The organism is Pantoea sp. X-Soil-ISGK-355, from assembly GCF_059730805.1.
In genome coordinates, this window is the sequence record NZ_AP035972.1 from 51,521 (window position 1) to 72,271 (window position 20,751).

A 20,751-nucleotide genomic window follows, 5' to 3' on the forward strand; every position below is an offset into this window, starting at 1 on the left:
CAGACTGGTAACTAAATCTGACCAATGAATGCGGACAAGAATGCCCTCGAAGTTTTTGTGATTGTGGCACAGACCCGAAATTTCCGGCTGGCAGCGGAACAGCTAGGCGTGACCCGTCCGGCGATTAGCCAGAGTCTGCGGCGTCTGGAAAACCGGCTCAACATTACGCTGATGCAGCGCACCACGCGTTCAGTTCAGCTAACAGAAGCCGGACAGCGGCTCTATGCGGAGGTGGCTCCGGCGATTAACCAGCTTAACCGCGCCGTCACTGATATTGCCGAACTGGCGGCTGAGCCACGTGGCCAGTTACGGCTGGCGATCTCCTCAATTGCTGAACGGATGCTGGGAGGCGAACTGCTGGCGAGCTTTATTACTGCTTACCCGCAGATTGAGCTGGATATTACCGTGACCGATGACGAGTTTGATATTGTCGGGCAGGGCTATGATGCAGGCGTGCGGCTGGGAGAAGTGATCGCGCAGGATATGATTGCGGTGCCGGTTTCCACTGCGCAGCGTCAGGTAGCAGTAGCGTCACCCTCTTATCTGGCGCGTGCAGGCACGCCGCAACATCCCGAAGAACTGGTCAGTCATCGCTGCATCGGCTGGCGTAAAGGACCAGGCATGGCGCCTTATCGCTGGGAGTTTGCTGAGCAGGGACGGGAGTTTGATGTCGCCGTCAATCCGCAGCTCACAACCAATGATATGGGGGTGATGATCCGCACCGCCCGCGCCGGGGGCGGCATCAGCTTTGGCATGGAGGAGACCTTTCAGCCTTACATTGCATGCGGTGAACTGGTGACGATACTCGATGAGTGGTTACCTGCCTTTGCGGGGTTCTATCTCTATTTTCCCAGCCGTAAAAATCTGGCCCCTAAACTCAGGGCATTGATCGATCATGTCAGGCTATGAAGAGAGCAGAAATGCCTGTTAAGCAGCGCTAAAATTGCAGACACTGACCGGCTCCAGCCAGTCAAACGGTGAGCCATTCAGAGAGCCCGAAATTGCAATGCACGTCTTGACGTTATACGGGGTTACGGCGTGTCAGTGCTTCAGGCTGTCATGTTGTATCGGGTGATGATATTGATTTTAGAGTAGGGCACGGGCGGTTCAGACGCGGGCAGGAAACCGTGGAACTCCAGCAACGTTCTGAAGGCGTGCAATGCGTCGAGCTGTAAATTGTGCTCAATCAGCGCATCTATTTTACCGGCCTGCAGCAGGGCACAATTCTCCTGATCGAGATCGTGACCGATACAGGCGTTCACATGCCGCTTTTGTTCGGCAAACGCGCGCAGGATGCCGGGATTGCCGCCACCGACCGTATAGACCGCATCCGTGTCCGGATGGCTCTGCAAGAATTGCGTCATCGACTGATGCATCCGTGCATCGATGCCATACCCGCCTGCCACCACGCTAACCTGATGCTGAGGCGCAAACTGCTGCATCGCACGCTGAAAACCCTGGATTCTCTCCTGTTCACCCATGAAATCGCGACTGCCTGTCACCGCCACAATATGTGAACGGCTGACTCGCAGCCATTTTGACATCAGAAAAGCCGCCAACTTACCGGCATCAAAGTTATCCATGCCGATATAGCGCAGGCGCGCGCTGTCGGGTAAATCGCTCATCATGGTGACCACCGGAACGCGATGTTTCAGCAGCGATTCAATAGTGGGATTCAGCTCATCGTAGCAGGCCGCTTTCAGAATGACACCGTGACTGTGAAGCGCCTTTTTGTTCAGCAGCGCGTTAATGGCTTCTGCTGTGAGATTCGCGCCAAAGTGGAAACGCAGCTGAAGTCTGAAAGCGGCAAAGCTGGCGATTTGACTGCTGAGCGCCTCACGAATCAGTGGCTGAAAGCGGTCAGGGGTATGCATGATGACGTCGAAGTAGATCGTTCTGCCTTTGGCGAGCCCGGCTTTTTGCATCAGTTCCAGGTCCGCTATCGCCTGCTGAATCCGATGCTGAGTGCGCGCATGAACGTTGCCACGCTGATGCAGGGCACGATCAATGGTGGCAAGGCTAAGCCCCGACTGGACAGCGATTTGTTTGAGGGTGTATTTAGCCATGCAGGACTCACGACAGCAGAGGATAACCAGAGTTTTATCATAATACCGGCTAACAACTGGGGTTCAACTGAAACACGTTCTTCAAAGTATGACTGGTCGGCAGAGAGAAAATGCGGCATCGGGGACAGGAATAACAGTTTGTATAAACCTGAAACTCAGCGTTACGCTCAAACGACATATTTAATCGCCCCACTTCCGGTATCGGTAAAGTCAGATCCAGGCAGTGATGACACTCTTTTGACTATTTACTGGCAAGGGCATAGTGCTGGCTTAGATAATTCCAGAGCAAGTCTTAAGCTGGATGATTTATAACCGGTTTACCGCTTCGCTTATATTTCCGTTAAAATGGCTTTTTTGTTTTTTGACACCCGATAATGTTAGACTGTATATGCATACACCATCGGGAGGTCGTGTGAAGTACGATAATGAAAAAGAGATCCGTGCGCTGGTTGGCGCGGTCGTCAGTGATTTGATCAAGGCGGGGGAGCCTGTTCATTTTCACGACATTACGGACGCTCTGTTTCGCCTGAGCGAAGAGACGCGTGACAGTAAACTGAAAGCATTGTGCCAGGAAGCGATTGGCTTTTTTACCCGCAAGATGCATTAAGGTTGATGGCGTCGATGGCGGGCGCCATCCAGAACCTTCCCTTCCTGCCATAACTCCGCAGCACCACTTTAACTGAGAATAAGACGCAGTAAACAGCGCTGATAAAATATGCGAATTAAAGAAATTCGTTTTAAGCCCTGTTATATTTTTGGTTTGTCAGTTCAGTCAGAATAATCTTCTGTTGGCCTGAAATAAAAACATAATAATTAATTTCATCGGCTGCAATCATTATTCACAAAAAAGCGTTTGGGAAGTTTTTATTCTATAACTTTCCAGGCGAAATATTTTTAATTTCAGCGGGCTGTGGCAGCGTTTTCTTCTGTTTCAAGTGTTACTCATACTGTTCTGACTATGTATGATTTGAGAAATGATTATGACCGGGAGAATGTCCTGCGTAATCGCCGGAATGGCAAAGACGAACATAACGAGTCGCTCAGGCAGCGTTTTGTAGGTCACTTTGATATCTGTAAACGGCAAAGGCCTGTTGTGGGTGAGCACTTTTCATCAGACTTGCAACAAGAGCACCGCAGGTTAAAAAAAAGGAAGACATTCCTTTAACTCGCCTGTCTACCTACTAGTAGATTCAGTGGAAGTGTCAGTCGTAATTATAAATGCTTTTCTGTTATCGCAGGCAAAGGGTACGGAATGCGCGTGGACTTCAGCTTCTGCAATATAGAGTGTATTGATGAATAAACCTTCTCTTGCTGCACGTCAGAAAATCATGTGACTGGCGCTTATTGCGGGCGTCCCTTTGCTGCTGACCGCACTGATCCTGTGGGCAGGCGGGTGGCTGGAGACCAGCAGGCTGACATCGGACAAGCTGGTGGCGGCTCTGGAAAAATCTGACGGTTACCACCCTGGCTATCGGCGTAATCATGCTAAAGGCGTCTGTATCATAGGCGACTTTTCGGCTAACGGTAACGCCAGTAGCCTGTCACGCGCGGCGCTGTTCGCCCCCGGCGTTACGCCGGTGGTGGGCCGTTTCGCTATCGCAGGCGGTAATCCGAATGCGCCTGATTATGCGGTACCGGTTTGCAGTATGGCGCTGGCGTTTTATCAGAAAAATGGTGAGCAGTGGCGCACCGGCATGAATGCAATGCCGTTTTTCCCGGTGCAAAGCGTTCAGGGCTTTTACGATCTGCAAACCGCCACGTTGCCGGATGCTAAAACCGGTAAACCTGACCCCGCCAAAATACAGGCTTTTGTACGGCAGCATCCTGAGATCAAACCCTTTTTTGCCTGGGCTAAACAATATATGCCCGCTTCCAGCTGGACTCGCGATCGATTTAACAGCCTGAACGCCTTTGATTTCATTGATTCACAAGGTCATCCACACCTGGTGCGCTGGAGTATGGTGCCGCACGCTGACTATCAGCCGATGGATGAAAAAGAAAAAGAGCACACTGATTTCCTGCAACGCGATCTGCAGCAGCGGCTGGCGCAGGGGCCGCAGAAATGGGACCTGATTATTACCGTCGCGGGGGTGGGTGATAAAAGCAATGACGCAACGATTGACTGGCCTGCCGATCGTCAGAAGATCAATGCCGGAACGCTGACCATCACTAAAATGACGCCACAGCAGCAGGGTGCCTGTAACGACATTAATTATGACCCGCTGATTTTGCCGGATGGCATAACCGCATCGGACGATCCGCTTCTGAATGCCCGTTCGTCAGCGTACGCCAAATCTTATAATGCACGCACCCATGAACAGGCAGGGGCCCCTTGATGAAACAGATCACCACTTTTCACCCTGCACTGCGCATCATCCACTGGCTGATGGCGGCGGCGATTATGGCCATGCTGTTTATTGGCGTCGCGATGGTATCCACGGTTTCGACATTGCACGGCCTGCTGGTGGCCATCCATAAGCCGATGGGTCTGATGATTCTGTTGCTGGTCATTGTGCGGCTCTGGCTGCGCTTCACCACCGCTACACCAGCACTGCCGGCCACGCTCCCTGCCTGGCAGAAATTGTCAGCACATCTTTCACACTGGGCACTGTATGCCATGATGCTGGCTCAGCCGCTCATCGGCTGGGCGATGCTGTCGGCGGGCGGCTATCCCGTTACGCTGGGTCATCTGGTACTGCCGCCCATTGTTCCGGTCAGCAACGACGCGTTTGCGGTTTTGCGACCGCTTCACAGCTGGGTGGCCCTGGCGTTGTTCATGACCGTCATGTTGCATCTTGCCGCAGCCTTGTTCCATGCGTTGATTCTGCGCGATGGTGTATTCAGCAGTATGACGGTTTCACGCAAACGCCTCGCGCCTGGTGCGCTTGACAACCCGGCTGACGGTCAGTAGGTTCAGGGCCGTTTACAGATTTGACGTTACTTAATTGTTGCTGCCGGGAGCATGCATGAGTACAGAACGTTCACAGAAAGCCGAAGAAATTATGCATCACACCCGCGTGCTGCTCACCTCTGGCGGTTACAACAGCTTCAGCTATGCCGATTTAGCCGAGCGGGTGCAGATTCGCAAGTCCAGTATTCACCACCATTTCCCAGGCAAAGCGGATCTGGTTCAGGCGGTTGTGAGTGATTATCGTCATCAAGCGCGCGCAGGAATGGCGGCCACCAGCCAGCACTTCGCCGGTGATGTACTGGGCAAAATTAATAGCTATGTGAACTTCTGGGCGACCTGCATAAAAGAGAACAATTCGCCTTTCTGTATTTGCGTGATGCTGGCGGTCGAATTGCCAGTATTACCCAAAGAAGTGGCTCAGGAAGTCAGTGCTCATTTTTCCGATCTCACTGACTGGCTCACTGACGTGCTGGTCAGGGGCGAGAACAACGGCGTCTTTTCCCTGCGAGAAAGTGCCGCTACAGAGGCAAAATCACTAATGGCAACGGTGCATGGTGCGATTATTTCTGCGCGTGCTTTTAATAACGCTGATGTATTCCTGCAAATTGTTGAACCGGTCATCGGACGATTAGTGAAAGCCCCATGATGCCTTGAAGATGATAAGTTTTATGTGATTTTTTGCCTGTTACCAGTAAATAAATAAAATTGGCGCGGATTATCACCCAGCAGAGTGATACGAGTGTTTTGGGAAAACAGAGAGGGATATTTTGCGCGAGAAAGCACAACTACGTCAGGGCTGTCTATGACCTATGGCCGTTGCGGTCTGCTTTACGATTTGCAGCTACGGTTGGGCGTTTTGTACATAGTAGGTGGATTGGTTTTAGTTATTCGTCAAAAAGTGCCTCAAAAGCGGAGTATTAATCTCACTGAACCTGCGTTATCGCCGACAACGCAGGACAGGTAATCAGATATCAGTATCGTCAGGTGTACGGCCAACCACAATTTCCAGCGTTCTGCGCAACACATCCAGTCTGATAACGTCGGAAGTACATTCCAGTTCGGCAATCAGATAAAGAATTATCGCTTTGTTGGTCACACGTCCCTGATCAGCCACAATGTCACGAATCACTGCGCCCAGCAGTTCGGTTTCCGGTGCCAGCAAATCGCCTTCACTACGAAAATAGTCAATAATGGATAAATCTGATGAAGAGTGTTGCATGATTTTTCTTTCTCTGAGGAAAATTCGTTATACGCAATGGGTGAAAACAAAACGAGTGTAGACGCTGTATTCGTTTTGCCCAGCCAGCCAATAAAAATTTCACTTTAAGGCTGCCGCTTCGCTTATCGCTAGCCGTGTGTAACAGGCACACAATACCCTTTATCAGTGCTTTTTAGACCCATCAGGTGGGCCATCGCTGTTCATACGATGCGTGGTCTTATCACGTTCAGCACCGTCGCCCTGCACACGTTTACGCGCGGTAACCATACCGTTTCGAACTTCAGTGATAGCTTTGCGAATCACAGACACTTTAGTGTCGTCATCGGCATTAGCAGCCATGAGTTCAAGCTGCGCGATTAAGGCGTTACTCGACACCGGTTTGTCTGACTTAAGTAATGTCAGGACGGCTTCGCCGATCATGACATCTGTCAGTTTCTCATCTTCACTTCTGTACATACTGGCTTCTCTGATTACGAATCAATGGCCATGCTGCGGGTCCGTATACGTCAGCGGGTGCAACTTGTTGCACCAGATACGGCTAAGCAGTACTGGGCTTCGGTCCTATGGGTAAATCTTCCTGAATGTTGACTAAGAGCAGGCGACGATAGAAATATCTGAAGCCGTAAGCGGGTATTAATCTTCGCGACGAAAGAGCATCGCGATTAATTCATGCAAATGGCTCTCTTCTTCTGGCGTCGCAGCCAGTTCAAGGCGGCTCAATAATTTACTGCAAATTGCTTTACGGCTGAGGCTATGACCTGCGCGCAGAATTTCGACTACAACCGAACCCAATGTTTCCTGTTGCGAAGGTGAGCTGGCCTGATTGAAGTAACGGGCAATATCGCTGATCGTTTCCGGCCCTTGTCCGTTCTGACGCATGATGATTTCCTCAGATGGTGAAAATGTATAGCATTCCTGATGCGCAAGTTATACATCTTTTTAAAACTTGTACAGGATTTTGGATTTTTGGAATGATTTTTTTTGTGCAAAAAGTGCTATTTCTTTAAAAACAGGGTGTTACGAGGAGGTGGTGAAGAAGTGAAAATTGTACCATATTCTTGTACAGGAACAAGCCCTCTGGTGTTCCGACCTGATTGTTCAGGCCGGCAGAAGGTAAGAAAGAGTGTTAATGCTTAAAGAAGATGTCATCAGCAGAGGCGCTGATAGCCGGTTCGATACCCGCATTTCTGGATAACCAGTTTGCCGGACGGGTAGTGCGTGAACCAATTGTTTTGAATCCCGTCAGCCATTGACGCGCAGTTTGCATCTGCTCAAGGCGATACTCATTCACTTCTGAGTCAGCCATTACCTGGAGTTCTTGAATCAGCAGTTCAACGTTCACTTCCTGACCAGCATTAAACAGGTTCATTGCGGCTTCGCCAATGATGACATTCGCTTTTTCGTCGCTGGAAAAATACAAAATATCCTCCTGGGTGATTGCGGTAAGTAACATTAACTGTAGCAAAAAAATTCATCAGGCTTAATCAATTCGGCCTATCAATTAGATTATTTTAATTGTGGAATTACTGCGTCTGTTGCGAGCATGTCATCCGGTAATGCGACTTCATTTTGTGAATGGCAAAGCGTAGTTGAACGCTTTTTCTATGCCATTACCTCTTTTCTCATTTTGTGGCACGGAATCAGGCAGAAGAGAAATCCGCCTGTCCCGAAACTATAAGCCTGCTGAATGCCACTCATTATCTAAAATATTCCTATTTATATCAGAGGCTAACCGATCTGCTTTACAAAAGCTGACACCTGAACCTGAATGCTGAAGAAACTTCACATCTCACTGCTGGTCGAGAGTTATAGCCTGTGCTATAAAAAATAGCCTATGCTAATTATGTTCTGTTTTTAATCACCTCTGGAGCCCGCCTAATGGTCCCGATAAAAAAGATCACCACGCTGTTACTGAGTGCGCTGCTCTCAACCCTGATGGTGAGCAGCAGCTATGCAGCAGAAAAATTTAAGATAGTCACCACGTTTACGGTGATAGCTGACATGGCTGAGAACGTGGCTGGCGATGCCGCGGAGGTCACCTCTATTACTAAGCCCGGTGCTGAAATACACGAATATCAGCCCACTCCCGGCGACATCAGGCGGGCGCAGGGTGCGCAGTTGATTATGGCGAACGGGCTTAATCTCGAACGCTGGTTTCAGCGCTTTTATCAGCATCTGGACGGCGTCCCGGAAGTGGTCGTTTCAGCTGGTGTCACGCCGATGGGTATTGGCGAAGGGCCTTATAACGGTAAACCAAATCCGCATGCTTGGATGTCACCGGACAATGCGCTGATCTATGTTGATAACATCCGCGATGCGCTGGTGAAATATGACCCGGTCAACGCAGAGACCTACCGTCAGAACGCTGCCGCCTATAAGCAAAAAATTACCGCTGCACTGGATCCGCTGCGCCAGCAGATTGCCGCTATTCCCGAGCAGAAACGCTGGATGGTGACCAGTGAGGGTGCGTTCTCCTATCTGGCGCGTGACCTGGGCATGAAAGAGCTCTACCTGTGGCCGATCAATGCTGACCAGCAGGGTACGCCGCAGCAGGTGAGAAGAGTGATTGACCAGGTGAAGAAAAATGCCATTCCGGCGGTGTTCAGTGAAAGCACCGTGTCAGATAAGCCCGCCCGCCAGGTCGCGCGGGAAACCGGTTCCCATTACGGTGGTGTGCTTTACGTCGACTCCTTAAGTAACGCGCAGGGACCGGTGCCAACTTACCTCGATCTGCTCAAAGTCACCACGAAGACACTGGTGCAGGGCATTAAAGCGGGAGAGAAAGTGCAATGACAGACACCATTGTGGTTTCAGGCGTCACGGTAACTTATCGCAACGGACATACTGCACTGCATGATGCCAGCTTCAGCGTGACGGGCGGATCGATCGCCGCGCTGGTGGGCGTTAATGGCTCCGGCAAGTCAACCCTGTTTAAAGCGCTGATGGGATTTGTGCGGCTCGCCAGCGGCAGCATCTCGGTGCTGGGGATGCCAACCCGCCAGGCGCTGCGCCAGAGTCTTGTCGCCTACGTGCCGCAGTCGGAAGAGGTGGACTGGTCGTTTCCGGTGCTGGTGGAAGATGTGGTGATGATGGGGCGCTACGGGCATATGGGGCTGCTGCGGCGGCCAAAGTTGCATGACCAGCAGATAGTCAGTGAGGCGCTGGCGCGGGTCGATATGCTGGATTATCGCCATCGTCAGATTGGCGAACTCTCTGGCGGGCAGAAGAAAAGGGTATTTCTGGCACGCGCGATTGCGCAGCAGGGCAGCGTGATCCTGCTGGACGAGCCGTTTACTGGCGTGGATGTTCAGACCGAGGCCAGAATCATCAGCCTGCTGGGGGAATTGCGCGATGAAGGTAAAACCATGCTGGTCTCCACCCATAATCTGGGATCGGTCACGGCGTTCTGTGATTACACGGTAATGATAAAAGGCACGGTTCTGGCCAGCGGCCCAACCCGGACTACGTTTACTACCGCTAATCTTGAGCGCGCGTTCAGCGGGGTATTGCGTCATGTGATGGTGAAGGGGCTGGACGATCAGATCATCACCGATGATGAACGCCCCTTTATCGCACCTCATGCCGCACGGGAAGAGGGGAGCTGAACATGGCGCTGTTACTGGAACCTTTTGGTTATCACTACATGCTTAACGCGATGTGGGTATCCGCGATGGTAGGCGGACTCTGCGCGTTTCTCTCCTGCTATCTGATGCTCAAGGGCTGGTCGCTGATAGGTGACGCGCTTTCACACTCTATTGTTCCTGGCGTCGCGGGCGCTTATATGCTGGGACTGCCGTTTGCACTGGGAGCATTTCTCTCCGGCGGGCTGGCAGCGGGCAGTATGCTGTTACTTAATCAGCGCACACGTTTAAAAGAAGATGCGATTATTGGTCTGATATTTTCCTCTTTCTTTGGTCTGGGTCTGTTTATGGTGTCGCTCAATCCGACAGCCGTGAACATACAGACCATTGTGCTGGGCAACATACTGGCGATTGCGCCAGCCGATATTCTCCAGCTGGCGCTGATTGGCGGGCTGTCGATTATCATTCTGCTGTTTAAGTGGAAAGATCTGATGGTCACCTTCTTTGATGAGAACCACGCGCGCGCCATTGGTCTGCGCCCTGAACGACTGAAAATCCTCTTCTTTACTCTGCTCGCAGTTTCAACCGTGGCGGCGCTGCAAACTGTTGGTGCCTTTCTGGTGATCTGTCTGGTGGTGACGCCCGGCGCAACCGCCTGGCTGCTCACCGATCGCTTTCCACGTCTGCTGATGATTGCTGTCGCGATTGGCAGCATCACCAGTTTTCTTGGTGCCTGGGCGAGTTACTACCTGGATGGCGCAACGGGCGGCATCATCGTGGTCGCGCAGACATTGCTGTTCCTGCTGGCGTTTGTCTTTGCGCCGAAACATGGTCTGCTGGCTAACCGGCGTCGTGGCCGCCAGCAACCCAAAAGGGAGCCTGTCTGATGTGGATCCTTGAACCCTTCCAGTTTGCATTTATGAATAGCGCTTTGCTTATCGCTTTTGTCGTAGCGATCCCCTGTGCGCTGCTGTCGGTGTTTCTGGTGCTGAAAGGCTGGGCGCTGATGGGCGATGCCATGAGCCATGCGGTATTCCCTGGCATCGTGCTCGCGTGGATGGCAGGACTGCCGCTGGCGGTGGGCGCGTTTGTTGCAGGGCTGTTCTGTGCCGTTGCCAGTGGATTTCTGCAGGACAACAGCCGTATTAAGCAGGACACCGTGCTGGGCATTGTCTTCTCCGGCATGTTTGCGGTGGGGCTAATCCTCTACATCGCCGTGAAACCCGAAGTGCACCTCGATCATATTCTGTTTGGTGACATGCTTGGCATAACCGGCGCAGATATCATTCAGACCGCGATTATCGCGTTGATCATCGTTATAGTGATTGTCGTGAAGTGGCGTGATTTTATGTTGTTCAGCTTCGACCCTCAGCAGGCGCAGGTCTCTGGCTTACCCGCCCGTCTGCTGCATTACGGGCTGCTCTGCATGGTCTCGCTGACAATTGTAGCCACGCTAAAGGCGGTGGGGATCATCCTGTCAATCTCCCTGCTAATCGCGCCCGGCGCAATCGCGGTGCTGATCACCCGTCGTTTTTCACATGCGCTGCTGGCGGCGGTTGTTGTAGCGGTGATCGTGTCACTGAGCGGCGTTTATCTTTCGTTCTTTATCGACAGTGCGCCTGCGCCGACGATCGTGGTGTTGTTTGCAGTGGTATTTATTGTCGCGATGGTCATTGCGGGGCGGAAAACACGGCAGCTGGAAAGGTTGAAACATCGTTATAACGACAAGAGCGTCTGCGGTGATAAACAATCCTGATGCAATAATACGGCGTGGTGAAATTCAGATTTCAGAGTGGCTGGCGTCTAATCAGGCTTATTCTCATGCCTGAACGTTGACGTTTTAAACGGCGAATGATTCATCTTGTCGGGTCTGGCAGTGATATCCGCTCTGTGCCCGGAGCGGATAATTTAATCACTCAATAATTATTAATGGTGGTGTCAGCACCGATTTAGATAATTATGCGAAAAACTAAAGTAGCGCACTTCCTTAGAAAGGTATGATTCCGGCAATCCATTCAATCGCGTTGAACAAAAAATACACTTAGAAATAATTTGTAGCGTGAAATGATTTTTAACACTAATTAATCTGCTGATAGTTATTGTTTTAATTGATAATTATCAATGGGTTGTATTTTTCCATGCGTGTTTCTTTCTTTCTGATTTCTTAGTTTCCTCTCCCATCGTCTATATATATTTTCTGTCGCGCCGTTATTGATGGCGCAACCAGAAAAAGTTTTAATGATTTTTTTATTCAACCTCATTTCTTAACACCAGAGCAACATAGCAATCTCAAAAGTATAACGGAAAATAATATGAAAATAGCCACGCGTCTTGTCGCAGGGTATAGCCTGCTAATCATCCTTTTTCTTCTCTGCACCGGGACGGCACTCCATGCACTCTGGCAGGCAAGGGACGATATGGAAAACGCTGTAAATAATAAAATTTACCGCTATGAACTGATTCAGAACATGCGAAATTCGGCCAGAGATATGGCGATCGCAGTCAGGAATATTGCATTACTGAATGAACAGAATGACAGACAGCCTGAATGGGACAGGATGGTCGCTCAGAAAGCCATCTACATTCAGAACAGGGACAAACTCACTGCCAGTATGTCGCAAAACGTCTCAGAGGAAGGTAAAAGTGCGCTGGAAAATCTGACCTCCACGGATGAATCCGCACTTAGCCTGCTTATGACGGCGGGCAGGAAAGCGATGGCGGCACCTCAGTCTGAAACCGTTGATTACCTGCTAAAAACCGTAAGGCCAGGACAGCGAACAATGCTGAATGCCCTTGATCGGCTTTCAACTATTCAGATGCAGGTAAGCAGGAAAACCGTTCTGGATGCCAGGGAAGCCGCTGCGCAAACGGCTATGCTGATGTCGGTGATGGTGTTGATTTCTTTCCTCATCGCTATCGCAGCCTGTTACTCCATCATTCGGACGCTCATGCGCCAGCTGGGCGGTGAGCCCGCGCAGGCACAGGCGCTGGCCGCGGCGATTGCGTCGGGTAATCTGACATCGCCTGTCCTGTTACGACATAACGATACCTCCAGCCTGCTGGCCTCGCTGGATGTTATGCAGGCCAACCTGCGCAGTATGGTGGCAAATATCAGAGATACATCTGCATCCGTTGCACTGGCCGCAGATGAAATCTCACAGGGTAATACAGAACTCTCCTCCCGAACCGAACAGCAGGCTGCCGCCCTGCAGGAAACGGCGGCAAGCATGGAACAGCTCACCGCTACCGTAAAAAACAATGCAAGCGGGGCGCATCAGACCGCCAACTCAGCCCGTGAAACCGCGCGCCTTACCCGCGCCGGGGAAGCAGATGTCAAACGTATGGCAGAGACTATGCAAGCCATATCAATGAGCGCGACTAAAGTCCGGGACATCACCTCTGTGATTGAAAGTATTGCGTTTCAGACCAACATCCTGGCGCTGAATGCAGCCGTTGAGGCGGCTCGTGCAGGAGAAGAAGGACGCGGCTTTGCTGTTGTAGCGGGTGAGGTCAGGACGCTGGCGCAGCGCAGTGCCTCCGCCGCACGGGATATAAAGTTGCTTATCGAAGAAGCGGTAACCCAGGTGGAAAGCGGCGTCACAGTCGCCTCGTCAACCGGCGACAGCATTATGCAAATTGTTGGCATGGTGAATGAACTGGCTGTGTCGATGGATACGATTTCCCTTGCCTCATCAGAGCAGATGCAGGGCATATCTCAGGTCAGTGTCGCCGTGACGCAGATGGACAGCGTGACGCAGAATAACGCTGCGCTGGTGGAAGAATCGTCTTCAGCCTCACAGTCGCTCTCTGAACAGGCTCACGCGCTGCGGGGCATGGTAGCCGCGTTTCAGGTGTGACGACCTCTGGCGATAGCGTTTGTCTGTTGAAGGCGCTGCAGTATCCACATCTCCGATGGTCTGCTTTTCCGGCAGATAAGGATGGGTGACAGGCACCTGTCTGTCACTCCTCGCTAAGACAACATTCGTTTTTTTCACTTTCTGACTACAGAAAAAAGAGCATGAAAGGGAACAGGGGGAGAGTAAAGATACCCCTGTTGCCGCCTAATCCCGCCTGAATTCAGCCATGCCGCCCTGATGCGCTTTACCGCCAGGCTTGCGCCTGAAAAAGAGTGCCGCAGCCTGAGCTGGAACGCTGAAAAAATCCAACTATCGCGCTAACCTTTTTGATTACTCTTCGGGTGGAAGGGCTGATGATAGCATTGTGAATGCTGCGCTCAGTGGTAAGGCCTGAGCAAACCTGCCTGTACTTCGCTGCACTACTGGTTAAGCTATTGCGCATAGAAGCTTCGACCAGCCGCAGACCTTGCAGAATGCAAAACAGCACCTGTGATGTGCCCTGTGCGGCGTGGTGTTACAAACCTCACTTCAGAAACATCTCTCCTTATTGTCGTCATCGTCTCATTGGTCTTTTTCCCATAAAGCGGATATTTGCCAGCCGCAGCAGTTGCTCGCCTGAAAACAAATTTCTGACTGGCCAAAAGAGGGGCTGGTGAATGACGCACAGTGAAATAACAAAAATAATTAATGTTTTTTCAGAAAGCAGCCGATTAAGGAATTTGCCTTAACGGTTCAAAGCTGCGAGCAAAAAGGGGTAAGAAACCCGCGGCTTCGCATGAGCCGCCGCGCAGGCTTTCGCCAGTGTTCCGGGGCTTGTACCCCGCAGGTGAGTATAGAAGCGCAGCAGCCGTGCTACGAAAAGAACGGCGCTGCTGTACAGGGATTACCTTTATGGATATGGAACTGAAATGAAAAAAAGCACCGTTGCAGTGATGATGATGGCGACTCTGTCAGGCGGAGCCTGTGCAGATGCAGGTCGATTTTTACCGAATTTTTCTCCGGAAAGCTTTACTGTGTCGACGTCAGCCGGGATGCTGAGTGGCAAATCTCATGAGATGGTTTACGACACCGAAACAGGCCGCAAAGTCAGTCAGCTGGACTGGAAAATAAAGAATGTTGCTATTCTCAAAGGCGAGTTATCCTGGGATGCATACTCATTTCTGACGCTGAATGCGCGAGGCTGGACTTCACTGGCTTCTGGTTCGGGTCACATGGATGACTATGACTGGCTCGATGACAACCAGTCTGACTGGACGGACCATTCATCCCATCCCCGCACAGATGTTAATTACGCCAATGAATACGATCTCAATGTAAAAGGCTGGGCATTACAGGGCGATAACTATAAAGCCGGACTGACAGCTGGTTATCAGGAAACCCGTTTAAGCTGGACAGCTTTTGGCGGTTCATATAATTACGATAACGGCGCTTCTACGGGTGATTTCCCAAGAGGCGAGCGCGGTATTGGCTATAGCCAGCGTTTTTCCATGCCGTATATTGGTCTTGCGGGCCAGTATCGTATAAACGACTTTGAATTTAACGCCTTATTTAAATTCAGTGACTGGGTGCGGGCACACGATAATGACGAGCATTACATGCGCGATCTTACCTTCCGTGAGAAAGCGACTAATTCGCGGTACTACGGAACATCAGTAGATGCTGGCTATTATGTAACGCCAAATGCCAAAGTATTTGCCGAATTCACTTACAGCAAATATGAAGAAGGCAAAGGCAGCACTCAGATTATTGACAGAGTCTCCGGTGAATCAGCATCCATTGGTGGAGATGCGGCTGGTATATCGAATAAAAACTATACCATTACAGCCGGTCTGCAATATCGCTTCTGATTCGATCCTGTACGCCAGATGATAATGTAACGTTAAGCCCCTTAGGGGCTTTTTGATAGTGTTAGCAAAAAAAATATCAATGCTACGTCTGTATATAAATTCATAATTAAATCAATACTATAAACTGTTTAAATAATGTTCAGTCCGGCAGTTCTGCCTTTTTTAAAATTAATTACAAATCTTATTAATCAGATAAATATCGTTAAATGTCATTCCCGTTTGCTGATAGCGTCCAGCATAACGCATCTTAGGAAGAGAAAAAAATGCCGGTCATCCCGAAAGTTATGAGAATTGCTACGTTTTTCACCGTTATTTTCCTCACTGGCTGTTCCACGCTGTTACCCCTTAATTACACAGATTACGAAGGTCAAGATGCAGCGACGGTGGTGGCCATCAATCCAGAGGGATTTGTGGGTACATTTTATCTTTCGGTCTATGAGAAGAAAGGCACCTGTTATGACAGGGTTGATCGCCATCAGCTGGAATCAAATCTTATCCCCTCCGCAGGGCAGGTTATGACCGCAAAGGTCAAGCCTGGCAGGCTCATGGCTTTTCAGCAGCTCAACACGATAATGAGCCATTACGATGCACACGGAAAAAAAACGAAATTCCCGGAAAGCTATTTGCTCTCACAATGGGTTCCATTTATTCCACAGCCAGGCAAACGCTACTTTCTTGATACTAAATATGGTCCCCGGGAGATTTCGTCGGATTATACCATTACTGTTAATTCAGACCCGGCCAGAATTGCGTCTGATTTCAAAACGCTACCTCAGAATAACTGGGACGCCAGAAATCGTTGTCAGCATCTTATAGGCGGCAGCTAATCATGATTCAACTATCGCTGTAACATCGTCACACTGAAGACATGATATGTAATCGGCCAGTATCGCTGACCAGGGAAGGGTTTGAGCATTTCTGCCACTTTCGCAGAGGATATGGATAGCCTTTAGAAAAGACGGGCGTATGAATCCGCCAGGGACCACATTTCTGACCAGACTCCTCATCTGAAACGTGTCTGATTAAGCACACCTGAACGCGCCAGTTCTTCTGTCAGAGCTGGCGCCATCAGGTGATCAGCCTTTTCATTCCGCCTGCTATCAGCTCTGCCACTGCAACTGGCGGATGATGTCAGGGCTACAATTTGCGGAAAAATTAGTGAGGTGGCTGCATCAATCCTGTAAGCGAGACAGGCTGGAAAACTCCAGAAATATATCTTTTAAATTCAATAATATGAATTCGCTATAATAAACATTATACAGCGATTTGCTTTCCTTTTTGCCTCGGAAAACGCTGACTTTTTCCCGACATGCCTGCCAGATTGCTAAAAAGCTGCTAAACCTTAAGACACAGATACGCGCGTAAAGATTAGGGTTATCACGATTTTCCCCGATTTAACTCCCGTCAGAACTAAACCTATAAAAAAACCATCTTTTGGCCCCCAACAATGGGAAGCAGACAATGTCGGAAAAAATATCGCTAACAATGCAGGTTAATGGTCAGTCGCAACAGATGCAGGTCGATTCACGGGTCACATTGCTCGACGCACTGCGTGAGCATCTTAATCTGACCGGCACCAAAAAAGGGTGCGATCAGGGACAGTGCGGTGCCTGCACCGTACTGATTAATGGTCAGCGGGTGCTGAGCTGCCTGACGCTGGCGGCCCAGGCGGATGGTGCTGACGTCACCAGCATTGAAGGGCTGGCCTCCACTGACGGTGACCTGCATCCGGTGCAGCGCTGCTTTATGGAGAATGATGCCTTCCAGTGTGGCTACTGCACGCCGGGTCAGATCATGTCCGCCGTTGCCTGCATCAAAGAGGGCCATGCCGGTTCGGACGATGAGATCCGTGAATATATGAGCGGCAACCTCTGCCGTTGCGGTGCTTATCCACACATTGTCGATGCGATTAAACAGGCCGCTGCTGAGATGGCGAAGGAGTCCGCATGAATGAATTCAGCTGGAAAGTTGCGCAGTCTCCCCAGGAAGCCGCAGCCCTGAAACAGCAATCCGGTAGCCAGTTGCTGGCGGGCGGCACCACACAGCTCGATCTGATGAAGTGTGGGGTCTTCACGCCACCGCAGTTAATCGGCATCAGCGGGATAACGGCGCTGAAAAACCTGCAATTTGACGACGAAAAAATCACTGCCGGTGCACTGGTGACCATGAGCCAATTGGCCGACCATCCCGCCTGCCAGCAGAATGCGCCTGCCATCTATGGCAGCCTGTGGCAGGCTGCATCCCCGCAGATTCGTAATATGGCGTCGCTGGGTGGAAATTTACGTCAGCGCACCCGATGTAACTACTACCGTGACCCGGCAACGTTCCCGGCCTGCAACAAACGCAATCCCGGTTCCGGCTGCGCCGCACTGGATGGCGTTAACAGCAATCATGCGATTCTGGGTGCCAGCGACAGCTGCATTGCGGTCTATCCCGGCGATCTGGCGGTTGCGCTGGTGGCGTTTGACGCCATCGTCGTTCTGCAGAATCAGCGGGGGGACATCCGTCGCATCCCAATTGATGACTTTTTCCTGCTGCCGGGTGATACGCCTGACCGTGAGCACGATCTGCGCGATGACGAGATCATTGTGGCCATTGACGTGCCGCAAACCGAGTCACTCCGCCACTCACACTACCTCAAAGTGCGTGACCGCAGCTCCTATGAGTTTGCAGCAGCCAGCGCGGCCGCAGGCTTTACCCTGGAAAACGGCGTGATGCGTGACGTGCATATCGCGCTCGGCGGCGTTGCGACCAAACCCTGGCGCGTCCGATCGGTAGAGCAGGCGCTGGAAGGCCAGCCGTTTAATGAAGAGACGGTGTTTCAGGCAGCAGAGCAGATTACTCAGGAGACGCAGGCGCTGACCCACAACGCCTATAAAGTAAAACTGGCGCCACGAGTGATTGCACGCGCGCTGATGGCAGCAGGAGAAACCTCATGAGTGAAGTAAACGACAAAGCGCGTCCGGATGTGATCAACGCCAGCTCAGCGACAGACACCCAGATTGAAGGCTTGGGCGCTCCCCGCGCGCGTGGCGATGGCAAAGTAAAAGTCACCGGTGAGGCGCGTTATGCGGTTGAATATCAGCCGGAAAATCCACTTTACGGCGTGGTAATCCAGTCTACCGTCGCCAGCGGTCGCATCAGCCGTATGGCGACGGAAAAGGCGCAGCAGGCCGCAGGTGTGCTGGCGGTCTATACCCATCTGAACACGCTGAAAATCAACAAGCCCACGGCGATTGCCGATGGCGGCGCGGCGCAGTCAACCTACACCCCGATTCAGGACGATGTGATTATTCACAACGGTCAGAACATTGGTCTGGTTGTCGCCGAAACGTTTGAACAGGCGACCTATGCCGCCTCGCTGGTGGAGATTGAGTATGAAACGTCTGATGCACTGATTTTTGCCACCGATGAGGGCGTTGAACCTAAACCGCTCCCGAAGCAGGATATCGATATGGGCGATGCCCAGGCGGCGATGCAGCAGGCCGAGGTGCGTCTGAGCCAGCGTTACACCACCCCGCGTGAATACAACATGCCAATGGAGCCGCACGCCTGTGTGGCGGAGTGGCAGGATGGTCGCATTACCGTCTGGGAGCCGAGCCAGTGGGTCGCCGGCGCGCAGGTGGAGATTGCCGAGTGGATGGGCATTGAGGTGGAAAACGTGCGGATCATCTCACCGTATGTCGGTGGGGGATTTGGCTCTAAGCCGGTGCCTTACACCCACGTTGCACTGGCGACAGTCGCCTCGCGGGTACTGAAGCGCCCAATCAAAGTGTCACTGACCCGTCCGCAGACTTTCACCGGTCTTGGCGGGCGTCCGGCGACCTCGCAGCAGCTGGAACTGGGCGCATCGCGCGACGGTAAAATCCAGGCGATTATCCAGCGCAGCTTCAGTGAAACGTCACTCATCGACGTTTTTGCCGAGAACTGCAGCAAAGTTACCGCCCGCATGTATGCGGTAGGCAATGTCTCCGCCCGGCATCAGGTCAGGCCAATTAATACCGTGACGCCAGGCTGGATGCGCGCGCCTGGTGAAAACCCTAGCGCCTTTGGTCTGGAAGTGGCGATGGATGAGATGGCCTATGCCCTGAACATCGATCCGCTGGAACTGCGTCTGCGTAACTGGGCAGATAAAGATTATCAGCTCGATCTGCCGTGGAGTTCGCGCCGTCTGAAAGAAGCCTATCAGAAAGGCGCTGAAGCTTTTGGCTGGGACAAGCGCATCATGGCGCCGCGTTCAATGCGTGAAGGGCGTGAACTGATTGGCTGGGGCATGGCCTCCGGCACTTATCCGGTCAACAAACTGCCCGCCGAGGCGAAAATCATCCTGACGCCGCAGGGAACATTTGTGGTCCAGTGCGGCGGCGCAGATATCGGCACCGGAACCTATACCATCCTGGCGCAGACCGCTGCCGATATTCTGGGTGTCGCCTCCACCACCATAGAAGTGCAGCTGGGTGACACCGAGCTGCCGCGCGCAGGTGTAGCGGGCGGATCGCAGCTGGCAGGTAACGTAACCGCCGCGGTGGACGACACCGCTAAACGGATGCGCGACCAGCTGCTGAAGCTGGCCAGCGAACTACCACAGTCGCCATTAAAAGGCACACCTGCGTCTCAGCTCACGCTGAAAGGCGATGGGGTGCAGCACATGCAGCGCAGCGACCGGGTCGTGTCATACGCGGAACTGGCCAGCCTGGCACCGGCGGAGAGTCTGGCGGTGAAAGGCGGCACGTTCCCGGATGATATGTCAGAAAGTGAGCGCGACAAGATGGTGCGTAATCTTAATGACGGCACCCGTCCTGAAAAATTCTCTGCTCACAGCTGGAGTGCGCAATTTGTTGAGGTCCGGGTCGATGAGGATTTCGGTACCATCCGGGTTAAACGGATGGTGGCAGCGCTCGACAGCGGTCGTCTCTATAACCCGAAACTGGCGCGTAGCCAGTGGATTGGCGGCATGATCATGGGTGTGGGTCAGGCGCTAATGGAGGAGGGCATCATCGATCCGCGTAACGGTCGGGTAATCAACAATAACCTCGCAGACTACTTAGTGCCGGTTAATGGCGACATCCCGAGCATTACCACCATCAACGTCGGCGAACCCGACTTTGAGGCGACCACGATGGGCGGTAAACCGGTGGGTGAACTGGGTATCGTCGGCGTTGCGGCAGCGATCAGTAATGCGGTATTCCATGCCACCGGCAAGCGCGTACGCGACCTGCCGATAACGCTCGACAAGCTTATCTGAACCGGTTCCTGACCTGCTGGCAGCA

Annotated in this window: 20 protein-coding genes; 15 read left to right on the top strand and 5 right to left on the bottom strand. The window is 51.9% G+C overall.

Annotation, left to right across the window (positions count from 1 at the left end):
• Positions 1-24: 24 nt before the first annotated feature.
• Positions 25-909 carry a LysR family transcriptional regulator gene (locus AC6I8J_RS18920; protein WP_497825668.1) on the top strand — a complete coding sequence of 295 codons (885 nt, stop codon included), beginning with the start codon at positions 25-27 and terminating at the stop codon, positions 907-909.
• Between the two features lie 140 nt (positions 910-1,049).
• On the opposite strand, the gene AC6I8J_RS18925 is transcribed toward AC6I8J_RS18920, so the two are convergent.
• A complete protein-coding gene (locus tag AC6I8J_RS18925) occupies positions 1,050-2,066 on the bottom strand; it encodes a substrate-binding domain-containing protein (protein ID WP_253417955.1) in 1,017 nt (338 codons plus the stop codon).
• A gap of 412 nt (positions 2,067-2,478) precedes the next feature.
• Here AC6I8J_RS18925 and AC6I8J_RS18930 point away from each other — a divergent pair, with 412 nt between their 5' ends.
• The 4 genes from AC6I8J_RS18930 (at position 2,479) to AC6I8J_RS18945 (ending at position 5,623) form a co-directional block, all read left to right on the top strand.
• Positions 2,479-2,673, top strand: coding sequence for a hypothetical protein (locus tag AC6I8J_RS18930; RefSeq protein ID WP_161736549.1), 195 nt, complete (start codon positions 2,479-2,481; stop codon positions 2,671-2,673).
• A 727-nt stretch (positions 2,674-3,400) separates the two neighbouring features.
• On the top strand, positions 3,401-4,402 hold the full coding sequence (locus AC6I8J_RS18935; protein WP_497825844.1) for a catalase family peroxidase: 1,002 nt from the start codon (positions 3,401-3,403) through the stop codon (positions 4,400-4,402).
• The gene (locus tag AC6I8J_RS18940; RefSeq protein WP_497825669.1) at positions 4,402-4,977 is read left to right on the top strand and encodes a cytochrome b; all 576 of its coding nucleotides are present in this window, start codon (positions 4,402-4,404) and stop codon (positions 4,975-4,977) included. Before AC6I8J_RS18935 ends, AC6I8J_RS18940 begins: the two co-directional genes overlap by 1 nt.
• 55 nt (positions 4,978-5,032) lie before the next feature.
• Positions 5,033-5,623 carry a TetR/AcrR family transcriptional regulator gene (locus AC6I8J_RS18945; RefSeq protein ID WP_497825670.1) on the top strand — a complete coding sequence of 197 codons (591 nt, stop codon included), beginning with the start codon at positions 5,033-5,035 and terminating at the stop codon, positions 5,621-5,623.
• 318 nt (positions 5,624-5,941) lie between these two features.
• On the opposite strand, the gene AC6I8J_RS18950 is transcribed toward AC6I8J_RS18945, so the two are convergent.
• The 4 genes from AC6I8J_RS18950 to AC6I8J_RS18965 form a co-directional block, all read right to left on the bottom strand.
• Positions 5,942-6,196 (bottom strand): biofilm/acid-resistance regulator YmgB/AriR, encoded by a 255-nt coding sequence (locus AC6I8J_RS18950; protein WP_061060655.1) that lies wholly within the window; start codon positions 6,194-6,196, stop codon positions 5,942-5,944.
• 162 nt (positions 6,197-6,358) lie between these two features.
• A complete protein-coding gene (locus AC6I8J_RS18955; RefSeq protein ID WP_150011759.1) occupies positions 6,359-6,652 on the bottom strand; it encodes a hypothetical protein in 294 nt (97 codons plus the stop codon).
• Between the two features lie 177 nt (positions 6,653-6,829).
• On the bottom strand, positions 6,830-7,075 hold the full coding sequence (gene ycgZ / locus AC6I8J_RS18960; RefSeq protein WP_033735314.1) for a regulatory protein YcgZ: 246 nt from the start codon (positions 7,073-7,075) through the stop codon (positions 6,830-6,832).
• A 247-nt stretch (positions 7,076-7,322) separates the two neighbouring features.
• Positions 7,323-7,616: a hypothetical protein gene (locus tag AC6I8J_RS18965; protein WP_161736760.1), complete on the bottom strand. Its 294-nt coding sequence runs from the start codon at positions 7,614-7,616 to the stop codon at positions 7,323-7,325.
• 458 nt (positions 7,617-8,074) lie between these two features.
• On the opposite strand from AC6I8J_RS18965, the gene AC6I8J_RS18970 reads away from it, so the two are divergent.
• The 10 genes from AC6I8J_RS18970 (at position 8,075) to AC6I8J_RS19015 (ending at position 20,726) form a co-directional block, all read left to right on the top strand.
• Positions 8,075-8,989: a metal ABC transporter substrate-binding protein gene (locus tag AC6I8J_RS18970; protein WP_253417970.1), complete on the top strand. Its 915-nt coding sequence runs from the start codon at positions 8,075-8,077 to the stop codon at positions 8,987-8,989.
• On the top strand, positions 8,986-9,801 hold the full coding sequence (locus AC6I8J_RS18975) for a manganese/iron ABC transporter ATP-binding protein (protein ID WP_497825671.1): 816 nt from the start codon (positions 8,986-8,988) through the stop codon (positions 9,799-9,801). Before AC6I8J_RS18970 ends, AC6I8J_RS18975 begins: the two co-directional genes overlap by 4 nt.
• A gap of 2 nt (positions 9,802-9,803) precedes the next feature.
• Positions 9,804-10,664, top strand: a complete 861-nt coding sequence (gene sitC / locus AC6I8J_RS18980) for an iron/manganese ABC transporter permease subunit SitC (protein WP_161736757.1) — start codon at positions 9,804-9,806, stop codon at positions 10,662-10,664.
• Entirely contained in the window at positions 10,664-11,533 is an 870-nt protein-coding gene (locus AC6I8J_RS18985; RefSeq protein ID WP_161736756.1) for a metal ABC transporter permease, read from the top strand. The genes sitC and AC6I8J_RS18985 overlap by 1 nt, the downstream gene beginning before the upstream one ends.
• 556 nt (positions 11,534-12,089) lie before the next feature.
• A complete protein-coding gene (locus tag AC6I8J_RS18990) occupies positions 12,090-13,634 on the top strand; it encodes a methyl-accepting chemotaxis protein (RefSeq protein ID WP_222925603.1) in 1,545 nt (514 codons plus the stop codon).
• A gap of 908 nt (positions 13,635-14,542) precedes the next feature.
• Positions 14,543-15,481: an omptin family outer membrane protease gene (locus AC6I8J_RS18995; protein ID WP_260058644.1), complete on the top strand. Its 939-nt coding sequence runs from the start codon at positions 14,543-14,545 to the stop codon at positions 15,479-15,481.
• Positions 15,482-15,744: 263 nt separating this feature from the next.
• Positions 15,745-16,308, top strand: coding sequence for a hypothetical protein (locus tag AC6I8J_RS19000; RefSeq protein ID WP_497825672.1), 564 nt, complete (start codon positions 15,745-15,747; stop codon positions 16,306-16,308).
• Between the two features lie 658 nt (positions 16,309-16,966).
• Positions 16,967-17,431, top strand: a complete 465-nt coding sequence (locus tag AC6I8J_RS19005) for a (2Fe-2S)-binding protein (protein ID WP_161735753.1) — start codon at positions 16,967-16,969, stop codon at positions 17,429-17,431.
• Positions 17,428-18,420, top strand: coding sequence for an FAD binding domain-containing protein (locus AC6I8J_RS19010; protein ID WP_161735695.1), 993 nt, complete (start codon positions 17,428-17,430; stop codon positions 18,418-18,420). The genes AC6I8J_RS19005 and AC6I8J_RS19010 overlap by 4 nt, the downstream gene beginning before the upstream one ends.
• Positions 18,417-20,726 (top strand): xanthine dehydrogenase family protein molybdopterin-binding subunit, encoded by a 2,310-nt coding sequence (locus tag AC6I8J_RS19015; RefSeq protein ID WP_497825673.1) that lies wholly within the window; start codon positions 18,417-18,419, stop codon positions 20,724-20,726. The genes AC6I8J_RS19010 and AC6I8J_RS19015 overlap by 4 nt, the downstream gene beginning before the upstream one ends.
• The last annotated feature ends 25 nt before the right edge of the window (positions 20,727-20,751 follow it).